The 1,873-nt window shown below is 70.8% G+C and carries 1 protein-coding gene and 1 pseudogene; one reads left to right on the plus strand and one right to left on the minus strand.

The features are described 5' to 3' along the window. Window positions 1-120: 120 nt before the first annotated feature. Window positions 121-1,111, minus strand: a pseudogene (locus tag ACKVMH_RS13360) (threonine ammonia-lyase). A 306-nt stretch (window positions 1,112-1,417) separates the two neighbouring features. Between ACKVMH_RS13360 and ACKVMH_RS13365 the strand changes: the two are divergent. Further along, on the plus strand, window positions 1,418-1,873 hold a 456-nt coding region (locus ACKVMH_RS13365; RefSeq protein ID WP_412700647.1), incomplete at its 3' end, for a hypothetical protein.

The raw sequence follows: 1,873 nt of genomic DNA on the forward strand, positions 1-1,873 counted from the left end.
CGTCAGTCGCGACCCACTGGGATCCGAGACGTCAGTGGGTCGCGACTGACGTCGCTCCTACGCGTGGGTGCCGGGCGTGGGGGTTGCACCCATGCGGGGTGTAATCGGCCCGATCCGGGGTCAATCACCCAGCGCGAGCAGGGCCGGCAGCGTTTCCAGGTCGACATTGCCGCCGGTCAGCACGATGCCGATGCGCTGGCCGGCGAAGCGTCCAGGCTCCGCCAGCACCGCGGCCAGCGCGATCGCCGAGGACGGTTCGACCAGTTGCTTGAGGTGCCGCCAGACCAGGCGCATCGCGCGCACCGTATCGGCGTCGTCCACCACGAGCGCATCGGCGTGGTGGTGTTCCAGCAGCTCGAAATTCGGTGCGCCCAGGGTGCCGCGCAGGCCGTCGCAGACGGTGTCGGGGGTGAAGTCGGTGACGCGCTCGCCCAGACGCAGCGATTCGGCGGTCTCCGCCGCGCCGGCCGGTTCGGCCAGCCACACCGTCGCGTCCGGGTGCCGCGAGGCCAGGGCCACCGCCGTGCCTGCCGCCAGTCCGCCGCCGCCGACCGGCACCACGATCGCGTCGAACGGGCCGGCGGTGCACAGCAGTTCCAGTGCCGCAGTGCCCTGGCCGGCGATGACGCGCGGGTCGGNCGCCGCCGCCGACCGGCACCACGATCGCGTCGAACGGGCCGGCGGTGCACAGCAGTTCCAGTGCCGCAGTGCCCTGGCCGGCGATGACGCGCGGGTCGGTATAGGGATGCACGAGCTGTGCACCGGTAGCGATGCGGACCTGCTCGCACATCGCCTCGCGCGCGCTGATCGTCGGTGCGCAGCGGTGCAAGGTGGCCCCGTATGCCGCGATTGATGCCAGCTTGGCCGCAACCGCCCCTTCGGGCACCACGACGTGGCAGGGCATGCGGCGGGTGCGCGCGGCGAGCGCCAGCGCAGCGCCGTGGTTACCCGAGGAGTGGGTGACCACGCCGCGCGCGGCGGCATCCTCGTCCAGCGACCACACCGCGTTGCAGGCTCCGCGGAACTTGAACGCGCCGGCGCGCTGCAGGTGCTCGGCCTTGAAGTGCAGTTCGCAGCCGGCCAGCGTGTCGAGCGTGCGCGAGCGCAGCACCGGCGTGGCGTGGGCGTGGGGGGCGATCCTGGCCGCGGCGGCCAGCACGTCGGTGCTTGTAATCATCAGCGCCAGCCTAACGCAGGGTGGTGCGCCAGGCAGCGGGCGCCAGGTACCGCGCGCCTCGCGCCACCCCGGACGTCGGGCGCCCTCGTCAACCAAGCCATGGCCAACGCGTTTACGGTGGGGCGGTCGCGACGCTCGATGACGCTGAACCGGTCAGGAAGCGCGCCGCGTATTACTGCAAATTAAGCGCAAGTTCAATGCCCCGGCCCGACGATGGCCGCAATCGACAGGGGACAGACGATGATCCGCAAACTCCTTCTCCCGGCCGTGGCAATCGCCCTGCTGGGCGGTTGCATGACCGGCGGTTACAGCTACCGCCAGGACCGTGGCGACTACTACTACGGTAATCCGGGCACCGACTACCGCTATTACGACCCGTACGGGCGCTACAGCGACCGCTACTACGGCAGCGGTTACTACGGCAGCGGCTATTACTCGCGCTATTACGGCCACCCGGGCTACTACCGCTATCCGTACGGCTACCACCGCTACCCGAACGGCTACTACCGCCCACCGGTGGTGGTGCGTCCGCGTCCAGACGACGGCCACGATGGCGGCGGACACCACCGCGACGACGACCGCACGGCACCGTCGCGCAACCTCGACCGCCTCCAGCGCGAGCGGATCAACCGCACACCCACGCCGATCGTGCAGCAGCAGCGCCGTCCGCAGCCGGCCGCCGTCGCACGTCCGGCC

The organism is Lysobacter zhanggongensis, assembly GCF_046638635.1.
Taxonomy (GTDB): domain Bacteria; phylum Pseudomonadota; class Gammaproteobacteria; order Xanthomonadales; family Xanthomonadaceae; genus Novilysobacter; species Novilysobacter luteus.